General features: G+C 42.8%; 15 protein-coding genes. 9 read left to right on the top strand and 6 right to left on the bottom strand.

From position 1 onward, the window contains the following. Positions 1 to 25: 25 nt before the first annotated feature. The gene (locus tag KHQ79_RS10880) at positions 26 to 637 is read right to left on the bottom strand and encodes a hypothetical protein (protein WP_225515121.1); all 612 of its coding nucleotides are present in this window, start codon (positions 635 to 637) and stop codon (positions 26 to 28) included. Between the two features lie 271 nt (positions 638 to 908). Next, positions 909 to 1,097 (bottom strand): YlaF family protein, encoded by a 189-nt coding sequence (locus KHQ79_RS10875; RefSeq protein WP_003238768.1) that lies wholly within the window; start codon positions 1,095 to 1,097, stop codon positions 909 to 911. A gap of 112 nt (positions 1,098 to 1,209) precedes the next feature. Here KHQ79_RS10875 and typA point away from each other — a divergent pair, with 112 nt between their 5' ends. Next, entirely contained in the window at positions 1,210 to 3,048 is a 1,839-nt protein-coding gene (gene typA, locus KHQ79_RS10870) for a translational GTPase TypA (RefSeq protein WP_003232278.1), read from the top strand. Positions 3,049 to 3,104: 56 nt separating this feature from the next. Next, positions 3,105 to 3,422, top strand: a complete 318-nt coding sequence (locus tag KHQ79_RS10865; RefSeq protein WP_084992590.1) for a YlaH-like family protein — start codon at positions 3,105 to 3,107, stop codon at positions 3,420 to 3,422. 54 nt (positions 3,423 to 3,476) lie between these two features. Here the strand turns inward: KHQ79_RS10865 and KHQ79_RS10860 are convergent, their stop codons facing one another. Continuing rightward, positions 3,477 to 3,686, bottom strand: a complete 210-nt coding sequence (locus KHQ79_RS10860; protein ID WP_003238763.1) for a YlaI family protein — start codon at positions 3,684 to 3,686, stop codon at positions 3,477 to 3,479. Between the two features lie 82 nt (positions 3,687 to 3,768). Continuing rightward, a complete protein-coding gene (locus KHQ79_RS10855) occupies positions 3,769 to 4,398 on the bottom strand; it encodes a YhcN/YlaJ family sporulation lipoprotein (RefSeq protein WP_060398559.1) in 630 nt (209 codons plus the stop codon). Positions 4,399 to 4,552: 154 nt separating this feature from the next. Here KHQ79_RS10855 and KHQ79_RS10850 point away from each other — a divergent pair, with 154 nt between their 5' ends. Next, positions 4,553 to 5,881, top strand: a complete 1,329-nt coding sequence (locus tag KHQ79_RS10850) for a PhoH family protein (RefSeq protein ID WP_225515119.1) — start codon at positions 4,553 to 4,555, stop codon at positions 5,879 to 5,881. 2 nt (positions 5,882 to 5,883) lie between these two features. Here the strand turns inward: KHQ79_RS10850 and KHQ79_RS10845 are convergent, their stop codons facing one another. Continuing rightward, positions 5,884 to 6,369, bottom strand: a complete 486-nt coding sequence (locus KHQ79_RS10845; RefSeq protein WP_225515117.1) for a peptidyl-prolyl cis-trans isomerase — start codon at positions 6,367 to 6,369, stop codon at positions 5,884 to 5,886. A 102-nt stretch (positions 6,370 to 6,471) separates the two neighbouring features. On the opposite strand from KHQ79_RS10845, the gene glsA reads away from it, so the two are divergent. The 5 genes from glsA to KHQ79_RS10820 all read left to right on the top strand — a co-directional run bounded on the left by glsA (position 6,472) and on the right by KHQ79_RS10820 (position 13,158). Further along, the gene (gene glsA, locus KHQ79_RS10840) at positions 6,472 to 7,401 is read left to right on the top strand and encodes a glutaminase A (protein WP_003238757.1); all 930 of its coding nucleotides are present in this window, start codon (positions 6,472 to 6,474) and stop codon (positions 7,399 to 7,401) included. Positions 7,402 to 7,498: 97 nt separating this feature from the next. Continuing rightward, complete coding sequence (locus tag KHQ79_RS10835; protein WP_003221339.1) at positions 7,499 to 7,780, top strand: Fpa/YlaN family protein; 282 nt, start codon at positions 7,499 to 7,501, stop codon at positions 7,778 to 7,780. A 206-nt stretch (positions 7,781 to 7,986) separates the two neighbouring features. Then, the gene (ftsW, locus tag KHQ79_RS10830) at positions 7,987 to 9,198 is read left to right on the top strand and encodes a cell division protein FtsW (protein WP_003238755.1); all 1,212 of its coding nucleotides are present in this window, start codon (positions 7,987 to 7,989) and stop codon (positions 9,196 to 9,198) included. Positions 9,199 to 9,272: 74 nt separating this feature from the next. Next, a complete protein-coding gene (gene pyc, locus KHQ79_RS10825) occupies positions 9,273 to 12,719 on the top strand; it encodes a pyruvate carboxylase (RefSeq protein WP_019258317.1) in 3,447 nt (1,148 codons plus the stop codon). A 298-nt stretch (positions 12,720 to 13,017) separates the two neighbouring features. Then, on the top strand, positions 13,018 to 13,158 hold the full coding sequence (locus tag KHQ79_RS10820) for a hypothetical protein (RefSeq protein WP_225515115.1): 141 nt from the start codon (positions 13,018 to 13,020) through the stop codon (positions 13,156 to 13,158). Between the two features lie 18 nt (positions 13,159 to 13,176). Here KHQ79_RS10820 and ctaA read toward each other — a convergent pair whose 3' ends face one another. Beyond that, positions 13,177 to 14,097, bottom strand: a complete 921-nt coding sequence (gene ctaA, locus KHQ79_RS10815) for a heme A synthase CtaA (protein WP_003238753.1) — start codon at positions 14,095 to 14,097, stop codon at positions 13,177 to 13,179. A gap of 354 nt (positions 14,098 to 14,451) precedes the next feature. Here ctaA and cyoE point away from each other — a divergent pair, with 354 nt between their 5' ends. Further along, on the top strand, positions 14,452 to 15,369 hold the full coding sequence (gene cyoE, locus KHQ79_RS10810) for a heme o synthase (RefSeq protein WP_003221348.1): 918 nt from the start codon (positions 14,452 to 14,454) through the stop codon (positions 15,367 to 15,369). The last annotated feature ends 41 nt before the right edge of the window (positions 15,370 to 15,410 follow it).

Here is a 15,410-nt window from a genome sequence, read left to right as displayed (position 1 = left end):
GAACACGGACAAGCGCTTTTTTAGATTAAGCTTGGGGATGAATCATTTCGTAGATTGCGGCAAGCTGTTCTTGTGAAAGAGCACCGAAGAGTTTTTCGTAAACGTCAGCTTGCAGTGGTGTCGCGCCTGCTTTTACCGCTGCATCTTTATCATAGCTGTATACACCGTCCTGTAATACAATTGCTGCTTGAAGAATGTGGATCTTTAGGGAAACAGCAGAGAAAAATTGTTCAAGTGCGAGTGCTTCTTTTTCTGTGAAGCCAAGTTCAATTGCTTTTTCTGTATCAAATTTGTAATTTCCATCTTCGACATACACACATTGTGAAACAACATTGAAAAATTCTGATGTCGACTCCCATAATGTTGCGATTACTTGAGCCTCTTCTTTTGTCATTCCTAGCTCGACAGCTTTTTCACTGTCAAAATAATACACACCGTCTTGTTCGTATATACATTGATTTAATATATCAATGAATGTATTGAGATCTTCGTTTGTGATTGTCTGATGTTGAACATGAACAGCAGTGTTATCAGCCAATGTTTTTGCGCTGGCTGCATCAGGGCCGAACGTTAATAGAGCAGCTGAGGTCATTGCGGCAGTCGTTAGCATAGCTTTTTTTACAAATGTTTTCTTCATGTTTCTTCTCTCCCTTTTATGAATTGTGCTACAAATTCCATTATAGGGAGAGATTAGTGTGAGAAAAATAGGCTCTATGGTATTTTATGTATGCCGTTGCCGAACTACTTTTGGCCGTCACATGTGTAATCGTTAGAACGATTGTCTATGTATGAATCGTGTTTTGCATCTTCCCGACTAAGAAACAGGGGAGATAAGACTTAATGAAATAAAAAACACCGCTTTCTTTGCGGTGTTTTTTGATTACAATGTCTCCAGCGGGGCAATGCTTTTAATCAAGCAAGCCCTGCTCGCGCATTTTCTTTTTTAATGTAAATCCGCCGCCCATAACGGCGCAAACCAGTACAATGCTGGCTGCAATGCCTATTGCGCTTTTTTCAGCGATAAAGACGCCGATCAGCATAATGCTGAAAACCGCTGCAAATGCAAATAATAGTAAAAGCCAATTCATTTTTTTCATATTTTCCATCCCCTTTTACGTCTTATAATAAGTTTACAGAAAAACGTGACGCTTTTAAAGAGGATGTGTGGTATAATATGAAAGTTATCTAATTTTATTAGGAGATGAAAAAGTGAAACTTCGAAATGATCTTCGCAACATCGCGATTATTGCCCACGTTGACCATGGGAAAACGACTCTAGTCGATCAGCTTTTACATCAGGCTGGTACGTTCCGTGCCAACGAACAGGTTGCTGAACGCGCAATGGACTCTAATGATCTTGAACGCGAACGCGGCATTACAATTTTGGCGAAAAATACTGCGATTAACTATAAAGATACACGCATCAATATTTTGGATACCCCTGGACACGCAGACTTTGGGGGAGAAGTAGAACGGATTATGAAAATGGTTGACGGCGTAGTGCTTGTCGTTGACGCATATGAAGGCTGTATGCCTCAAACTCGTTTCGTTTTGAAAAAAGCTCTTGAGCAAAACCTGAACCCGGTTGTTGTTGTAAACAAAATTGACCGTGACTTTGCTCGTCCTGAGGAAGTTATCGATGAGGTTCTTGATCTGTTCATTGAGCTTGATGCCAATGAAGAGCAGCTCGAGTTCCCAGTAGTATACGCTTCAGCGATTAATGGAACAGCGAGTCTTGATCCAAAACAGCAGGATGAAAACATGGAAGCTTTATATGAAACGATTATTAAGCATGTTCCGGCACCTGTTGATAATGCAGAGGAGCCGCTTCAATTCCAAGTTGCCCTTCTTGACTACAACGACTATGTAGGCCGTATCGGTATCGGACGCGTATTCCGCGGCACGATGAAAGTCGGCCAGCAGGTTTCTCTTATGAAGCTTGACGGAACGGCTAAATCATTCCGTGTAACAAAAATTTTCGGTTTCCAAGGCTTAAAGCGTGTGGAAATTGAAGAAGCAAAAGCGGGAGACCTCGTTGCGGTTTCCGGTATGGAAGATATCAACGTTGGTGAAACGGTCTGTCCTGTAGACCATCAAGATCCGCTTCCAGTGCTTCGCATTGATGAGCCGACACTTCAAATGACATTTGTCGTAAATAACAGTCCGTTTGCAGGCCGTGAAGGCAAATATGTAACGGCCCGCAAAATCGAAGAGCGTCTTCAGTCACAGCTTCAGACGGATGTGAGCTTGCGTGTCGAGCCTACAGCTTCTCCTGATGCTTGGGTTGTTTCCGGACGCGGTGAGCTGCATTTGTCAATTTTAATTGAAAATATGCGCCGTGAAGGCTATGAGCTTCAGGTGTCAAAACCTGAAGTTATCATCAAAGAAATCGACGGCGTACGCTGTGAGCCTGTTGAGCGTGTACAAATCGATGTTCCTGAAGAGCATACAGGTTCTGTCATGGAATCAATGGGTGCCCGCAAAGGCGAGATGGTTGATATGATCAATAACGGTAACGGCCAAGTCCGTCTCATCTTTACAGTTCCTTCCCGCGGATTGATCGGTTACTCTACAGAGTTCCTGTCATTAACACGCGGATTCGGTATTCTGAACCATACGTTTGACAGCTACCAGCCGATGCAGGCGGGCCAAGTCGGCGGACGCCGTCAAGGTGTGCTTGTGTCAATGGAAAACGGAAAAGCGACATCTTATGGTATTCAAGGAATTGAAGACCGCGGTGTTATCTTCGTTGAGCCGGGTACTGAAGTATACGAAGGAATGATCGTTGGAGAGCATAACCGTGACAACGACCTTGTTGTTAACGTCAGCAAAATGAAACAGCAGACGAACGTCCGCTCTGCGACAAAAGATCAGACAACTACAATCAAAAAAGCGCGCATCATGTCTCTTGAGGAGTCTCTAGAGTACTTAAACGAAGATGAATACTGTGAAGTAACACCTGAATCCATCCGTTTAAGAAAGAAAATCCTCAATAAAAACGAACGTGAAAAAGCAGCTAAAAAGAAAAAAACAGCAGGATTGTCTTAATCTCTTGCAGAATTTGAAAAGATAGAACCCGCACGTTTGCAGGGGAGGGAATCTTTTTGAATGACGTAAATGAACGCCTGTCGTTCTTCGCCGCTCTATATCAAGTAGACCGGCAGCCTGCGGCAGGCATGTGGCTGCTGTACGGCACGATTTTTGTGCTAGCCGTTATTGTGTTTAAGCTTGGCTTTGCTAAACGGCTTCCGGTATTAAAATCAGCAGTGGTGTATTTATTTCTGGCTTTGGGCTGCACTGTTTTGACCTTTTTAGGAGTGTTTTTGCCCGTGGCAGAGGGATTGGTCGTCGCTGCGCTGATTTTAATCATTTACAAAATTCGGCTGTATCAGTCGAAAAAGGGACAGTCTGCAAAATCATAAAAAGACTCAGCTGAGAAGCTGAGTCTTTTTTGTTCTTTATGGTAAAGCGTTGCTTTATTTTTTGACTTTTTCTTTCTTCTGCTGTCCCGGATGAAAAGTGAATTTTCCCGTTTTCAGCCGTTCTTCTGTTTTTTTGGTAATCCGGTCGTGGCATTCCTGACACATATATGTATGGATTGGGCGGTTTCGAAGCCGTTTCGCGATCAGGGTATCATCATCAATAGTTTCAATTTTATCGCAAATAGAACATTGGACCCTCATCATATCACCTCTTTCACTAACATGTATTATAGCACGGATCAGAAGCTGTCCAAAATAAGAAAAAGCTAAAGCGCGAGGCTATAGCTTAATCATTGGTATTCTTTTTCATATGATGATCAGATTGATCGTTTTGCTCCTGATCCATTTCCTGCTGCTGCTTTCTGTTTAATTGATCATTTTGCTGCTTTGTTTGCGGCTCGTCTTCATTATCAATCACATCGTTAGGCACTTCCGGAAGCACTCGGCCGACAATCGCAGCCAATTCATCTAATATGCCTGTCACCGGACGGCCTTCACTGATTTCTCTGCTCATTTCATTCAGGCGGCTGACCGTATCTGGGTCAGCAATGACAACTGCGTTGGCGCCGTATCGATCATTTTTTAGAGCTTGGGCTACAGAATATTTAATGGTTTCCACTTTGCTTCTGTCCAAAGTATCATCGACGTCAATCCCCACAACGGCATATCCTCCGAGCACAACGGCTGTTGCATCCTTGACATCAGGGATTTTTTCAGCAACGCTGACAAGATGCTTGGCAATATCCGTTCTTGTTCCATTGTCTTTTGTCTCCTGTGTTGTGTCCTTTACGTGAATCGGTTTAGTTTCCTGTTGTCTTGTTGATTCTTCTTCAACATTTTGATCCTGTCTTCCTTGCTGGTAGGCACATGCGGACAGGATAAGCGTCAGCTGTATGATAATGAAAAGAATTCGCACTTGCGGGTTCCCTCCTTGAGATACATTCATTAATTTTATTGTTGAATTAACCTTCTATCTTTATGCACAAAAACATATATTTTAGCAGGCATTCACCTTTTTCATCGTAAGAGAAGCAGGAAGAACTTTGACCCTTATATCAGGAGGCTGAGACTTGAGTAAAATTTATGTGTTAGATACGAATGTGTTATTACAGGATCCTAACGCGATATTTTCTTTTGAAGAAAATGAGGTTGTCATCCCTGCTGTTGTATTAGAAGAGGTTGATTCAAAAAAACGGTATATGGACGAAGTTGGGAGGAATGCAAGGCACGTATCTAAGCTGATCGATGCGCTAAGGCAAAAGGGCAGGCTGCATGAGCAGGTCCCGCTCCACACTGGGGGCACACTGAGAATTGAACTGAATCATCGTTCGTTTCACCAGCTGCAAGAGATCTTTATTGAAAAAACGAACGATAATCGTATATTAGCTGTTGCTAAAAACTTAAGCCTTGAGGAAGAAACGAAGGAAGATGGCAGGGCGGTTATCCTTGTCAGCAAGGATGTATTGGTCAGAGTTAAAGCAGACGCAATCGGGCTGCATGCTGAAGATTTCTTAAATGACCGGGTTGTGGATAATGATGAAATGTACAGCGGCTATAAGGATTTATATATCAGCCAGCAACTGCTCAGCTCTTTTTATGGGAAAAATCAAATTTCAGTAAATGATTTAAAACAGCACGCATTTTATCCGAATCAATTCGCATTAATGAAGGATGAGCTGGGAGGATCATCCTCAGCTGTCGGAATTGCAGATAAAACAGGAAAGGTCTTAAAAAGGCTTGTATTTGATGATGAACATGTATGGGGAATCAGGCCGAAAAATGTACAGCAGACAATGGCATTAGAGCTTTTGCTGCGTGAAGATATTCCGCTCGTCACCCTGATCGGAAAAGCAGGAACCGGCAAAACGCTTTTAGCATTGGCGGTGGGGCTATTGCAGACAGAAGACTTGGGAATATATAAAAAGCTGGTCGTCGCAAGACCGATTGTTCCTGTTGGCAAAGACATCGGATACTTGCCCGGCGAAAAAGAGGAAAAGCTAAAGCCTTGGATGCAGCCGATTTTTGACAACTTAGAGTTTCTGTTTAATGCGAAAAAACCGGGGGAGCTTGAGGCCATTCTGTCGGGTATTGGCTCAATTCAGGTTGAGGCGCTGACTTATATCAGGGGGAGAAGTATTCCGGATCAATTTATTATTATTGATGAAGCGCAAAATTTGACCAGGCATGAAGTGAAAACGCTGCTGACGAGAGTTGGTGAGGGCAGTAAAATTGTCTTAATGGGCGATCCTGAACAAATTGATCACCCATATTTAGACAGTTTGAACAATGGTTTGGCCTATGTGGTTGAGCGATTTAAAGGACAACCCATCTCAGGCAGCGTGAAGCTGTTAAAAGGTGAGAGATCAGGTCTCGCTCAGCTGGCCGCTGACTTGCTGTAATACTAAACGATTTCAATTTCTTTTATATGGGTGATCGGCTGTTCGTGATCAACTGGATCTTCAAAGTAAATATGTACGGGGCCGCCTTCTTGAATCGGCTTGCCTGCTTCACTGAAATGGACAATACTGTTCAGAGCGGTTTTAAGAGGAACGGCGGCCTTTCCCGAACTTGTGACGAATACGCATTGTGTCGCGGAGCTGAGCGGCTCGGCATTTTTCAGAACAGTTCCAAGTTTCATTGCGAAACTGCCGTTCATCAGTTTTTGCTTCTCGAATTGTTTTTCCGTCTTTAATGTTGGCGGCGCAATCCGGCCTTCTCTGATCACGCGTTCAGGATCAAGATCCGATTCATCCCCGGCTGATTGTAAATGTATGTCTTGACCGTCCCCTTTGCGGTCAAACGAAAATTTGCGATCATCAAAAATCCATACACTCGGATCAATGGTGATCGGATATGTAACATTGCCTTTTACTTGTATAACACTCATGATATAACCCCCTTCTCTCAAAATTATAAAAGTTTTCGCATGAATTGTCACTTTGTGTACAAATTATGTGTATTGAAATGCTCAGGGAGCGAGGGTGGTTGCATGGTATGCCGGCATAATGACGAGCTTGAAGCCTTAGTAAAAGAGGCAAAAAAGGTGACAGACAAGGGGGAAGTAGCCAGCTATATTCCCGCCTTGGCAAAAGCTGATAAACACGGTCTGTCAGTGGCGATTTATTATTCCAATAATGCTTGTCTGTCAGCGGGTGACGTAGAAAAAACATTTACGCTTCAAAGTATATCGAAAGTCCTCTCACTTGCATTGGTGTTAATGGAATACGGCAAAGATAAGGTCTTCAGTTATGTCGGACAGGAGCCGACCGGTGATCCGTTTAATTCAATTATCAAGCTGGAAACAGTGAATCCGAGCAAGCCGTTAAACCCTATGATCAATGCCGGGGCATTGGTCGTGACAAGCTTGATTAAAGGGAAGACGGTGAAAGAGAGACTTGATTATTTGCTTTCTTTTATCAGAAGGCTGACAAACAACCGAGAGATTACATACTGCCGGGAAGTGGCTGAATCCGAATACAGCACGTCAATGATTAATCGGGCAATGTGTTATTATATGAAGCAGTACGGCATTTTTGAAGATGATGTAGAAGCTGTAATGGATTTATACACGAAGCAATGTGCGATTGAGATGAACAGCCTGGACTTGGCGAAAATCGGATCTGTATTCGCGCTGAACGGCAGACACCCTGAGACTGGGGAGCAAGTCATCTCAAAAGATGTTGCGAGAATTTGCAAAACGTTTATGGTGACGTGCGGAATGTACAATGCAAGCGGGGAATTTGCAATTAAGGTCGGAATTCCTGCAAAAAGCGGCGTATCCGGAGGGATTATGGGCATTTCGCCTTACGATTTCGGGATCGGCATTTTCGGCCCGGCATTGGACGAAAAAGGGAACAGCATTGCGGGTGTAAAGCTTTTGAAAATAATGTCTGACATGTACAGGCTGAGTATTTTTTAATTTATGGCATCTGCTTAAATCCTCTTGCATTTTCTGCTCATACCCTTTATGATAAATAGAAGAATTAGGTACTCGCCTGGGGAACGGAGGGATACTTTTGGCTTCAGAGATGATAGTTGACCATCGGCAAAAAGCTTTTGAGCTCTTAAAAGTTGACGCTGAGAAGATTTTGAAGCTGATCCGAGTACAAATGGATAACTTAACGATGCCTCAATGTCCTCTATATGAAGAGGTTTTAGATACTCAAATGTTCGGGCTTTCGAGGGAAATCGATTTTGCTGTCCGCCTGGGATTGGTTGATGAAAAAGACGGTAAAGACCTTTTATACACATTGGAGCGCGAATTGTCGGCTTTACATGACGCGTTTACAGGTAAATAAATGATAAAACTCAAACTTATTAACAGTTTGGGTTTTTTTATAACCGCTAATTTTCTCTCATCTCCTTAAAGACGGTCTTTTTTTACACATTCCTACCGAATCGTATAGAGATTCTTCGTCTCGTTTGATAAATTGTAGTAAAATAAAAAAATAGAAATACATAAAAACCATAGATAATGGAAGTTAGAAGCAGGGAAGAGGATGTTATGTTAAAAAAAATGCTAAAATCTTATGATTACTCACTGATATTCGCAATTGTTTTATTATGCGGATTCGGTTTAGTGATGGTATACAGCTCAAGCATGATTACGGCTGTTTCTCGGTATGGAGTAAGCAGTAATTTTTTCTTCATGCGGCAGCTGTTTGCTTTAATTGCGGGGGGCGCTCTTTTTATTCTCATGGCTTTGTTTCCTTACAAAGCACTGGCTCACCAGAAGTTTCAGAAGGGGATGCTGCTTGTTTCTGTTCTGGCGCTTATCTCGCTGTTCGTATTCGGGCATGTTGCCGGAAACGCACAAAGCTGGTTTAAAATTGGCGGATTGAGTTTGCAGCCGGGCGAATTTGTCAAGCTGGTGGTCATATTATATCTTGCAGCCGTATACGCCAAAAAACAAAGCTATATTGATCATCTGTTAACGGGAGTGGCGCCTCCAGTGGTGATGACAATCATTCTTTGCGGATTGATTGCTATGCAGCCTGACATCGGTACAGCGTCGATTATCGCTTTAATTGCAACATGCATGATTTTGTGCTCAGGTTTCAGCGGAAAAACGTTGGTAAAGCTTATTTTGTTGGGCGGGATTGTTTTAATACTGGTCAGCCCGATTATTTATTTAAATAAGGACAAGATACTAACAGAAAAGCGTTTAGATCGTTTTGAGAGCCTTGAAGACCCGTTTAAATATGCGGATTCATCAGGTTTACAAGTGATCAATTCATATTATGCGATCGGCTCAGGCGGTATTTTCGGTCTGGGACTCGGTGAAAGTATTCAAAAATACGGATATCTGCCTGAATCACATACTGACTTTATCATGGCCGTGATTGCTGAAGAACTAGGTATTTTTGGGGTATTGTTTGTGATTTTCCTATTGGGTTTTATCGTAATAAAAGGCTTTTATATTGCCAGGAAATGCGAGGACCCGTTTGGAAGTCTTCTAGCGATCGGCATTTCGAGCATGATCGCCATACAATCGTTTATTAACCTTGGCGGTGTCAGCGGATTAATTCCGATTACGGGGGTTACGCTGCCATTTATCAGTTACGGGGGCTCTTCTTTAGTGCTGCTGCTGGCGAGTATGGGGATATTAGCGAATATCAGCATGTTTGTGAAATATTCAGAGAATAAGAAAAAGAGAGAGCCCTTGGCGCCAAAGGGAATGAAAAAGAAACAGCTCAAAAAAACTGTTTATCTGTAAAAAACAAGTGTGTACATGGGAAGGATATTTCGCTATGATAGATTATATTCCATTCGGGTAAGGGGGAGAAAAGTTTGTCTCAGCAAACGATACAAAAAGTATTAGTAGCAAACAGGGGAGAAATTGCAATCCGAATATTTCGGGCTTGTACCGAATTAAATATTCGTACTGTTGCGGTCTATTCAAAAGAAGATTCCGGTTCCTACCATCGGTACAAAGCGGATGAAGCATACCTGGTCGGTGAAGGGAAAAAACCGATTGATGCTTACCTGGATATTGAGGGTATCATTGATATTGCGAAAAGAAACAAAGTCGATGCGATTCATCCGGGATACGGTTTCTTATCTGAAAATATCCATTTCGCGAAACGATGTGAAGAAGAAGGCATCGTATTCATTGGTCCAAAATCCGGGCATCTAGATATGTTTGGTGACAAGGTAAAAGCGCGTGAGCAGGCAGAAAAAGCCGGAATCCCTGTGATTCCCGGAAGCGACGGTCCTGCAGAAACGCTTGAAGCAGTCGAACAATTTGGACAAACTAACGGTTATCCGATTATCATTAAAGCTTCGCTTGGCGGCGGCGGCCGCGGTATGCGGATTGTCAGATCTGAAAGTGAAGTCAAAGAAGCATATGAGCGTGCAAAATCAGAAGCAAAAGCAGCCTTTGGCAATGATGAAGTTTATGTAGAAAAATTGATTGAAAATCCGAAACATATTGAGGTTCAGGTGATTGGAGACAAGCAGGGCAATGTCGTCCACCTTTTTGAGAGGGACTGTTCTGTTCAAAGACGCCACCAAAAAGTCATTGAAGTGGCACCGAGTGTCTCGCTGTCACCTGAATTGAGAGATCAGATTTGTGAAGCGGCAGTTGCGCTTGCGAAAAATGTAAACTATATAAACGCAGGTACGGTTGAATTCCTTGTTGCAAACAACGAGTTCTACTTTATTGAAGTAAACCCTCGCGTACAAGTTGAACATACGATTACAGAAATGATTACAGGTGTCGACATTGTTCAAACACAGATCCTTGTTGCCCAAGGGCACAGCCTTCACAGCAAAAAAGTAAATATTCCTGAGCAAAAGGACATTTCTACAAACGGCTATGCCATTCAGTCACGGGTTACGACTGAGGATCCGCAAAATGATTTCATGCCTGATACAGGAAAAATCATGGCTTACCGCTCAGGCGGCGGTTTTGGTGTCCGTCTTGATACCGGAAACAGCTTCCAAGGAGCCGTAATTACGCCGTATTATGATTCACTTCTCGTTAAGCTATCCACTTGGGCTTTAACGTTTGAACAGGCGGCGGCCAAAATGGTCCGAAACCTTCAGGAGTTTAGAATCAGAGGCATTAAAACAAACATTCCGTTTCTTGAGAACGTTGCAAAGCATGAGAAGTTCCTGACAGGGCAATATGATACATCTTTCATTGATACAACACCTGAATTATTTATTTTCCCTAAACAGAAAGACCGCGGAACGAAAATGCTCACTTACATCGGCAATGTGACAGTGAACGGGTTCCCTGGAATCGGTAAAAAAGAAAAACCGGCGTTTGACAAGCCGTTAAACGTAAAAGTAGACGTTGATCAGCAGCCTGCCAGAGGGACAAAGCAAATTCTCGATGAAAAAGGTGCTGAAGGGCTTGCGAAATGGGTTAAGGAGCAGAAATCTGTCCTTTTAACTGATACGACATTCAGGGATGCCCACCAATCGTTATTGGCGACGAGATTCAGATCTCATGATTTGAAAAAAATCGCGAATCCGACGGCTGCTTTATGGCCTGAGCTATTCAGCATGGAAATGTGGGGAGGCGCGACCTTCGATGTAGCTTACCGATTCCTGAAAGAAGATCCGTGGAAGCGTTTGGAGGACCTTCGCAAGGAAGTGCCGAACACCTTATTCCAGATGCTGCTTCGTTCATCAAATGCGGTCGGCTATACGAATTATCCGGACAATGTGATTAAAGAATTTGTGAAGCAATCTGCTCAAGCCGGTATTGATGTGTTCCGTATTTTCGACAGCTTAAACTGGGTAAAAGGGATGACGTTAGCCATTGATGCTGTTCGGGATACCGGCAAAGTGGCAGAAGCAGCGATTTGTTACACGGGAGATATTCTTGACAAGAACCGCACGAAATATGATCTTGCTTATTATACGTCGATGGCGAAGGAGCTTGAGGCTGCCGGAGCCCATATTCTCGGAATTAAAGATATGGCGGGACTGTTAAAACCGCAGGCTGCATATGAACTCGTTTCTGCATTGAAAGAGACGATCGACATTCCGGTTCACCTTCATACGCATGATACGAGCGGCAACGGTATTTTTATGTATGCGAAAGCTGTTGAAGCCGGCGTTGATATTATAGACGTGGCGGTCAGCTCAATGGCGGGATTAACGTCTCAGCCTAGCGCGAGCGGGTTTTATCATGCGATGGAAGGCAACGCCCGCCGTCCGGAAATGAATGTTCAAGACGTTGAATTGCTGTCCCAGTATTGGGAGTCAGTGCGTAAATATTATAGTGAATTTGAAAGCGGAATGAAGTCTCCGCATACTGAAATTTATGAGCACGAAATGCCTGGAGGCCAATACAGCAACCTGCAGCAGCAGGCGAAAGGAGTAGGCCTTGGCGACCGCTGGAATGAAGTTAAGGAAATGTACAGACGCGTCAACGATATGTTCGGTGACATCGTGAAGGTAACGCCTTCCTCTAAAGTAGTCGGAGATATGGCGCTCTACATGGTGCAAAATAATCTCACTGAAAAGGACGTTTACGAAAAAGGCGAATCATTAGATTTCCCTGATTCTGTAGTGGAGCTTTTCAAAGGAAATATTGGCCAACCTCATGGCGGATTCCCGGAAAAACTCCAAAAGCTGATCTTAAAAGGCCAGGAGCCGATTACGGTCAGACCGGGAGAGCTGTTAGAGCCGGTATCCTTTGAAGCAATCAAACAGGATTTTAAAGAGCAGCATAACTTGGAGATTTCAGATCAAGATGCTGTGGCGTATGCTCTTTATCCTAAAGTCTTCTCTGATTATGTGAAAACGGCAGAAAGCTATGGAGACATTTCGGTATTAGATACGCCGACATTCTTCTATGGCATGACCTTAGGTGAAGAAATAGAAGTGGAAATTGAGCGCGGAAAAACATTGATTGTCAAGCTGATTTCAATCGGTGAGCCTCAGCCTGATGCCACTCGCGTCGTTTATTTCGAACTGAACGGACAGCCGCGCGAGGTTGTCATTAAAGACGAAAGCATCAAGTCTTCCGTTCAGGAAAGGCTGAAAGCGGACCGGACAAACCCAAGTCACATCGCAGCTTCTATGCCTGGAACGGTTATTAAGGTATTGACTGAAGCAGGCACAAAAGTCAATAAAGGTGATCATTTGATGATCAATGAAGCGATGAAAATGGAAACAACGGTTCAGGCGCCTTTCTCAGGAACAATCAAGCAGGTTCATGTCAAAAATGGCGAGCCGATCCAAACGGGAGATCTTCTTCTCGAAATTGAAAAAGCATAATAAACCGGAGTGTATATCATTGGATATACACTCTTGTTTTTTTAAAAGCGGAGTGAAACAGTTGAAAGTGTGTGTATGGTTTTAAGGCTTGAAGACAATTCAGCACTGTCACAAATCATTTTCTATTCAAAACAAAAAACAGAACTTATCTGCTGCCGATCTTTCAGGTAGATCAGTACTTTATAAACGTGAAGTATGATATAAGCCATGAATATCTCTTTAAGACTCAATCTGTTTTTTTAAAATGAGGCGCGGCAAAAGGCTTTACCTGCACATTTTTTATCATGAAGCGATACAGATGGACTCATATGAAATTGATGAGGTTTCTATAATCAGGATGATGCAGGTTACGGAGCGCACCGATCCGCTCATTGATCATCAAGTTCAGCGACTAGCGATGGAAGCGTATGAAGCGGCAAAAAAAAAGACCAAAGCGTAGGGCTTTGGTCTAGAGTCGTTATGATTGTCTGGATTCATAACGGAAACGTGCAATTAATAATAAGAAATAGCATAGAACGCCAAACAGGCAGGCTATAAAGAACGAGTGGGCAAGTGCAAAACCCAGAGCGAGTTCAGTGTATACGATCATAATACCGGACAGCGCCTGTAATGTGATAAAAATAAGACATGAGATCCAGCCCCAAAAGATCTGTTTTTGATCTTTATAGGAAGTAATAGCATGAACAGCGGCAACAATAATCCATACAAACAACAGCAAGGCTGCTGCTCTGTGGCCCATTTGCACCCATTCATGGAATTGAGTCGGAAGTCCATTGTTCAGCGGACTGCACAGCGGTACATCAGGACATGCCAAGCTTGACTCGGTATGTCTTACATATGCACCAGTATACACAACGATATAGGAATATATTAAAATCCCTATCATGTGAAATTGCATTGTTTTGCCGATTTGAAGCGGCTTAACCAGCTTTCTAACTGATTTATCAGCTTCAAATATGAGCAATGTCAAAATGAGCACTGAAGCGAAAGAAATCAATGAGATGCCAAAGTGAAGCGCCATAATCAGCGCGTTTGAACCGAATACGACAGCCAATGCGCCAAGCAGTGCCTGTAGAAATAAAAAGATAATAGACATGATCGCGAGAAACGTTGTTTCACGGAAAATAGGCGTAATTTTTCTCCAAGACCAAAACGCAAGGCTTAACACAAGGATAATAGAAATCCCGCTTGCGAATCTGTGGCTCCATTCAATAATTGAAGCCGGATTCAGTTCAGGGAAAAAACGGCCGTGACACAGCGGCCACTGTCTGCCGCATCCTTGGCCGGAACCTGTTTTTGTAACGAGGGCACCCCCGATTAAAACAATAAGCATGACAAATGTTGTCAGAACACCGAGAGCTTTTAATGCTTTATTCATACAATATTCACCTTCTCAACATACTGCTGCAATTTTATATACGTTCCAAGTGTAAGCGAATATGTGTTTTGTGGCAATTCTTAGAGCCTTTTGTTCACAAAAATATAATAGAATGACGGCTTCCGGAAAATGTACACTTGATTATTCCTGCCGGGTCTGATAGAAATAAGGTAAACGCACTGCCGATTTGGCGATTGCCTTCATCTTTGGTAAAATTCATAAAAAGTTCACAAATAAATTCCTGTTTGTCGTTTAATATTTAATAGGATGTTTTTTTACAAGATGTTATCTTGTATGATAGAGTTGCAGGTTTTTTTATTCTCCTGCGTTAGGTTTGTAAGGGAGGTTTACGTTATGGCTAACTCCAGAATCTTAAATGATACAGCTATAGACGGACAAATTGAAGAAACAACGGCATGGAAAGATTTTCTGTCCCTTATTAAAATAGGGATCGTCAATTCTAATCTCATCACGACTTTTACTGGAATGTGGCTTGCACTGCATATTTCCGGTTTGAGTTTTTTAGGCAATATAAACACCGTTCTTCTTACATTAATCGGGTCTTCTCTGATTATTGCGGGCTCCTGCGCGATCAATAACTGGTATGACCGGGATATTGACCATGTTATGGAGCGCACGAAAGTAAGACCTACGGTTACGGGTAAAATTCAGCCGAATCAGGCGTTATGGTCTGGAATTTTACTGGTTGCTTTAGGATTGATCATGCTGCTGATGACAACTGTCATGGCTGCCGTTATCGGTTTTATCGGAGTCTTTACGTATGTTGTATTGTACACAATGTGGACGAAACGCCGTTATACGATTAACACAGTAGTAGGAAGTGTTTCCGGTGCAGTGCCGCCGCTTATTGGATGGACGGCAGTAGAAGGCAATATCGGTGTCGTGGCATGGGTATTATTCATGATTTTATTTATTTGGCAGATTCCTCATTTCTTAGCATTGGCTATTAAGAAAACGGAGGATTACAGAGCTGCAAATATTCCGATGCTTCCTGTCGTATACGGATTTGAAGTGACAAAAAGACAAATTATTGTCTGGGTTGCGTGTCTGATGCCGCTACCGTTTTTCCTTGGAAGCCTTGGCCTTCCGATTGTCATCCTCGGCTTGCTGTTAAATATCGGCTGGCTGATTCTCGGCTTGATGGGCTTCCGCTCCAAGAATATCATGAAGTGGGCAACACAGATGTTCGTTTACTCGCTCAATTACATGACAATCTATTTCGTTGCCATGGTTGTCTTGACTCTTTTCTAAAAAAATAGATACATTGCTTGTTTTATCGCTTCAAAATAAAC

This window comes from Bacillus sp. TSO22 (assembly GCF_020223595.1).
GTDB classification, from domain to species: domain Bacteria; phylum Bacillota; class Bacilli; order Bacillales; family Bacillaceae; genus Bacillus; species Bacillus inaquosorum.
Note: the sequence above shows the minus strand (reverse complement) of the source record. Positions and strands in the feature narration are given on the sequence as shown.

What these genes read in the sequence shown, in the direction of transcription:
- KHQ79_RS10880 (WP_225515121.1), bottom strand. Translation starts at nt 637, where the DNA reads ATGAAGAAAACATTTGTAAAAAAAGCTATGCTAACGACTGCCGCAATG.
- KHQ79_RS10875 (WP_003238768.1), bottom strand. Translation starts at nt 1,097, where the DNA reads ATGAAAAAAATGAATTGGCTTTTACTATTATTTGCATTTGCAGCGGTT.
- KHQ79_RS10860 (WP_003238763.1), bottom strand. Translation starts at nt 3,686, where the DNA reads ATGATGAGGGTCCAATGTTCTATTTGCGATAAAATTGAAACTATTGAT.
- KHQ79_RS10845 (WP_225515117.1), bottom strand. Translation starts at nt 6,369, where the DNA reads ATGAGTGTTATACAAGTAAAAGGCAATGTTACATATCCGATCACCATT.
- glsA (WP_003238757.1), top strand. Translation starts at nt 6,472, where the DNA reads ATGGTATGCCGGCATAATGACGAGCTTGAAGCCTTAGTAAAAGAGGCA.
- ftsW (WP_003238755.1), top strand. Translation starts at nt 7,987, where the DNA reads ATGTTAAAAAAAATGCTAAAATCTTATGATTACTCACTGATATTCGCA.
- KHQ79_RS10820 (WP_225515115.1), top strand. Translation starts at nt 13,018, where the DNA reads ATGGACTCATATGAAATTGATGAGGTTTCTATAATCAGGATGATGCAG.
- ctaA (WP_003238753.1), bottom strand. Translation starts at nt 14,097, where the DNA reads ATGAATAAAGCATTAAAAGCTCTCGGTGTTCTGACAACATTTGTCATG.
- cyoE (WP_003221348.1), top strand. Translation starts at nt 14,452, where the DNA reads ATGGCTAACTCCAGAATCTTAAATGATACAGCTATAGACGGACAAATT.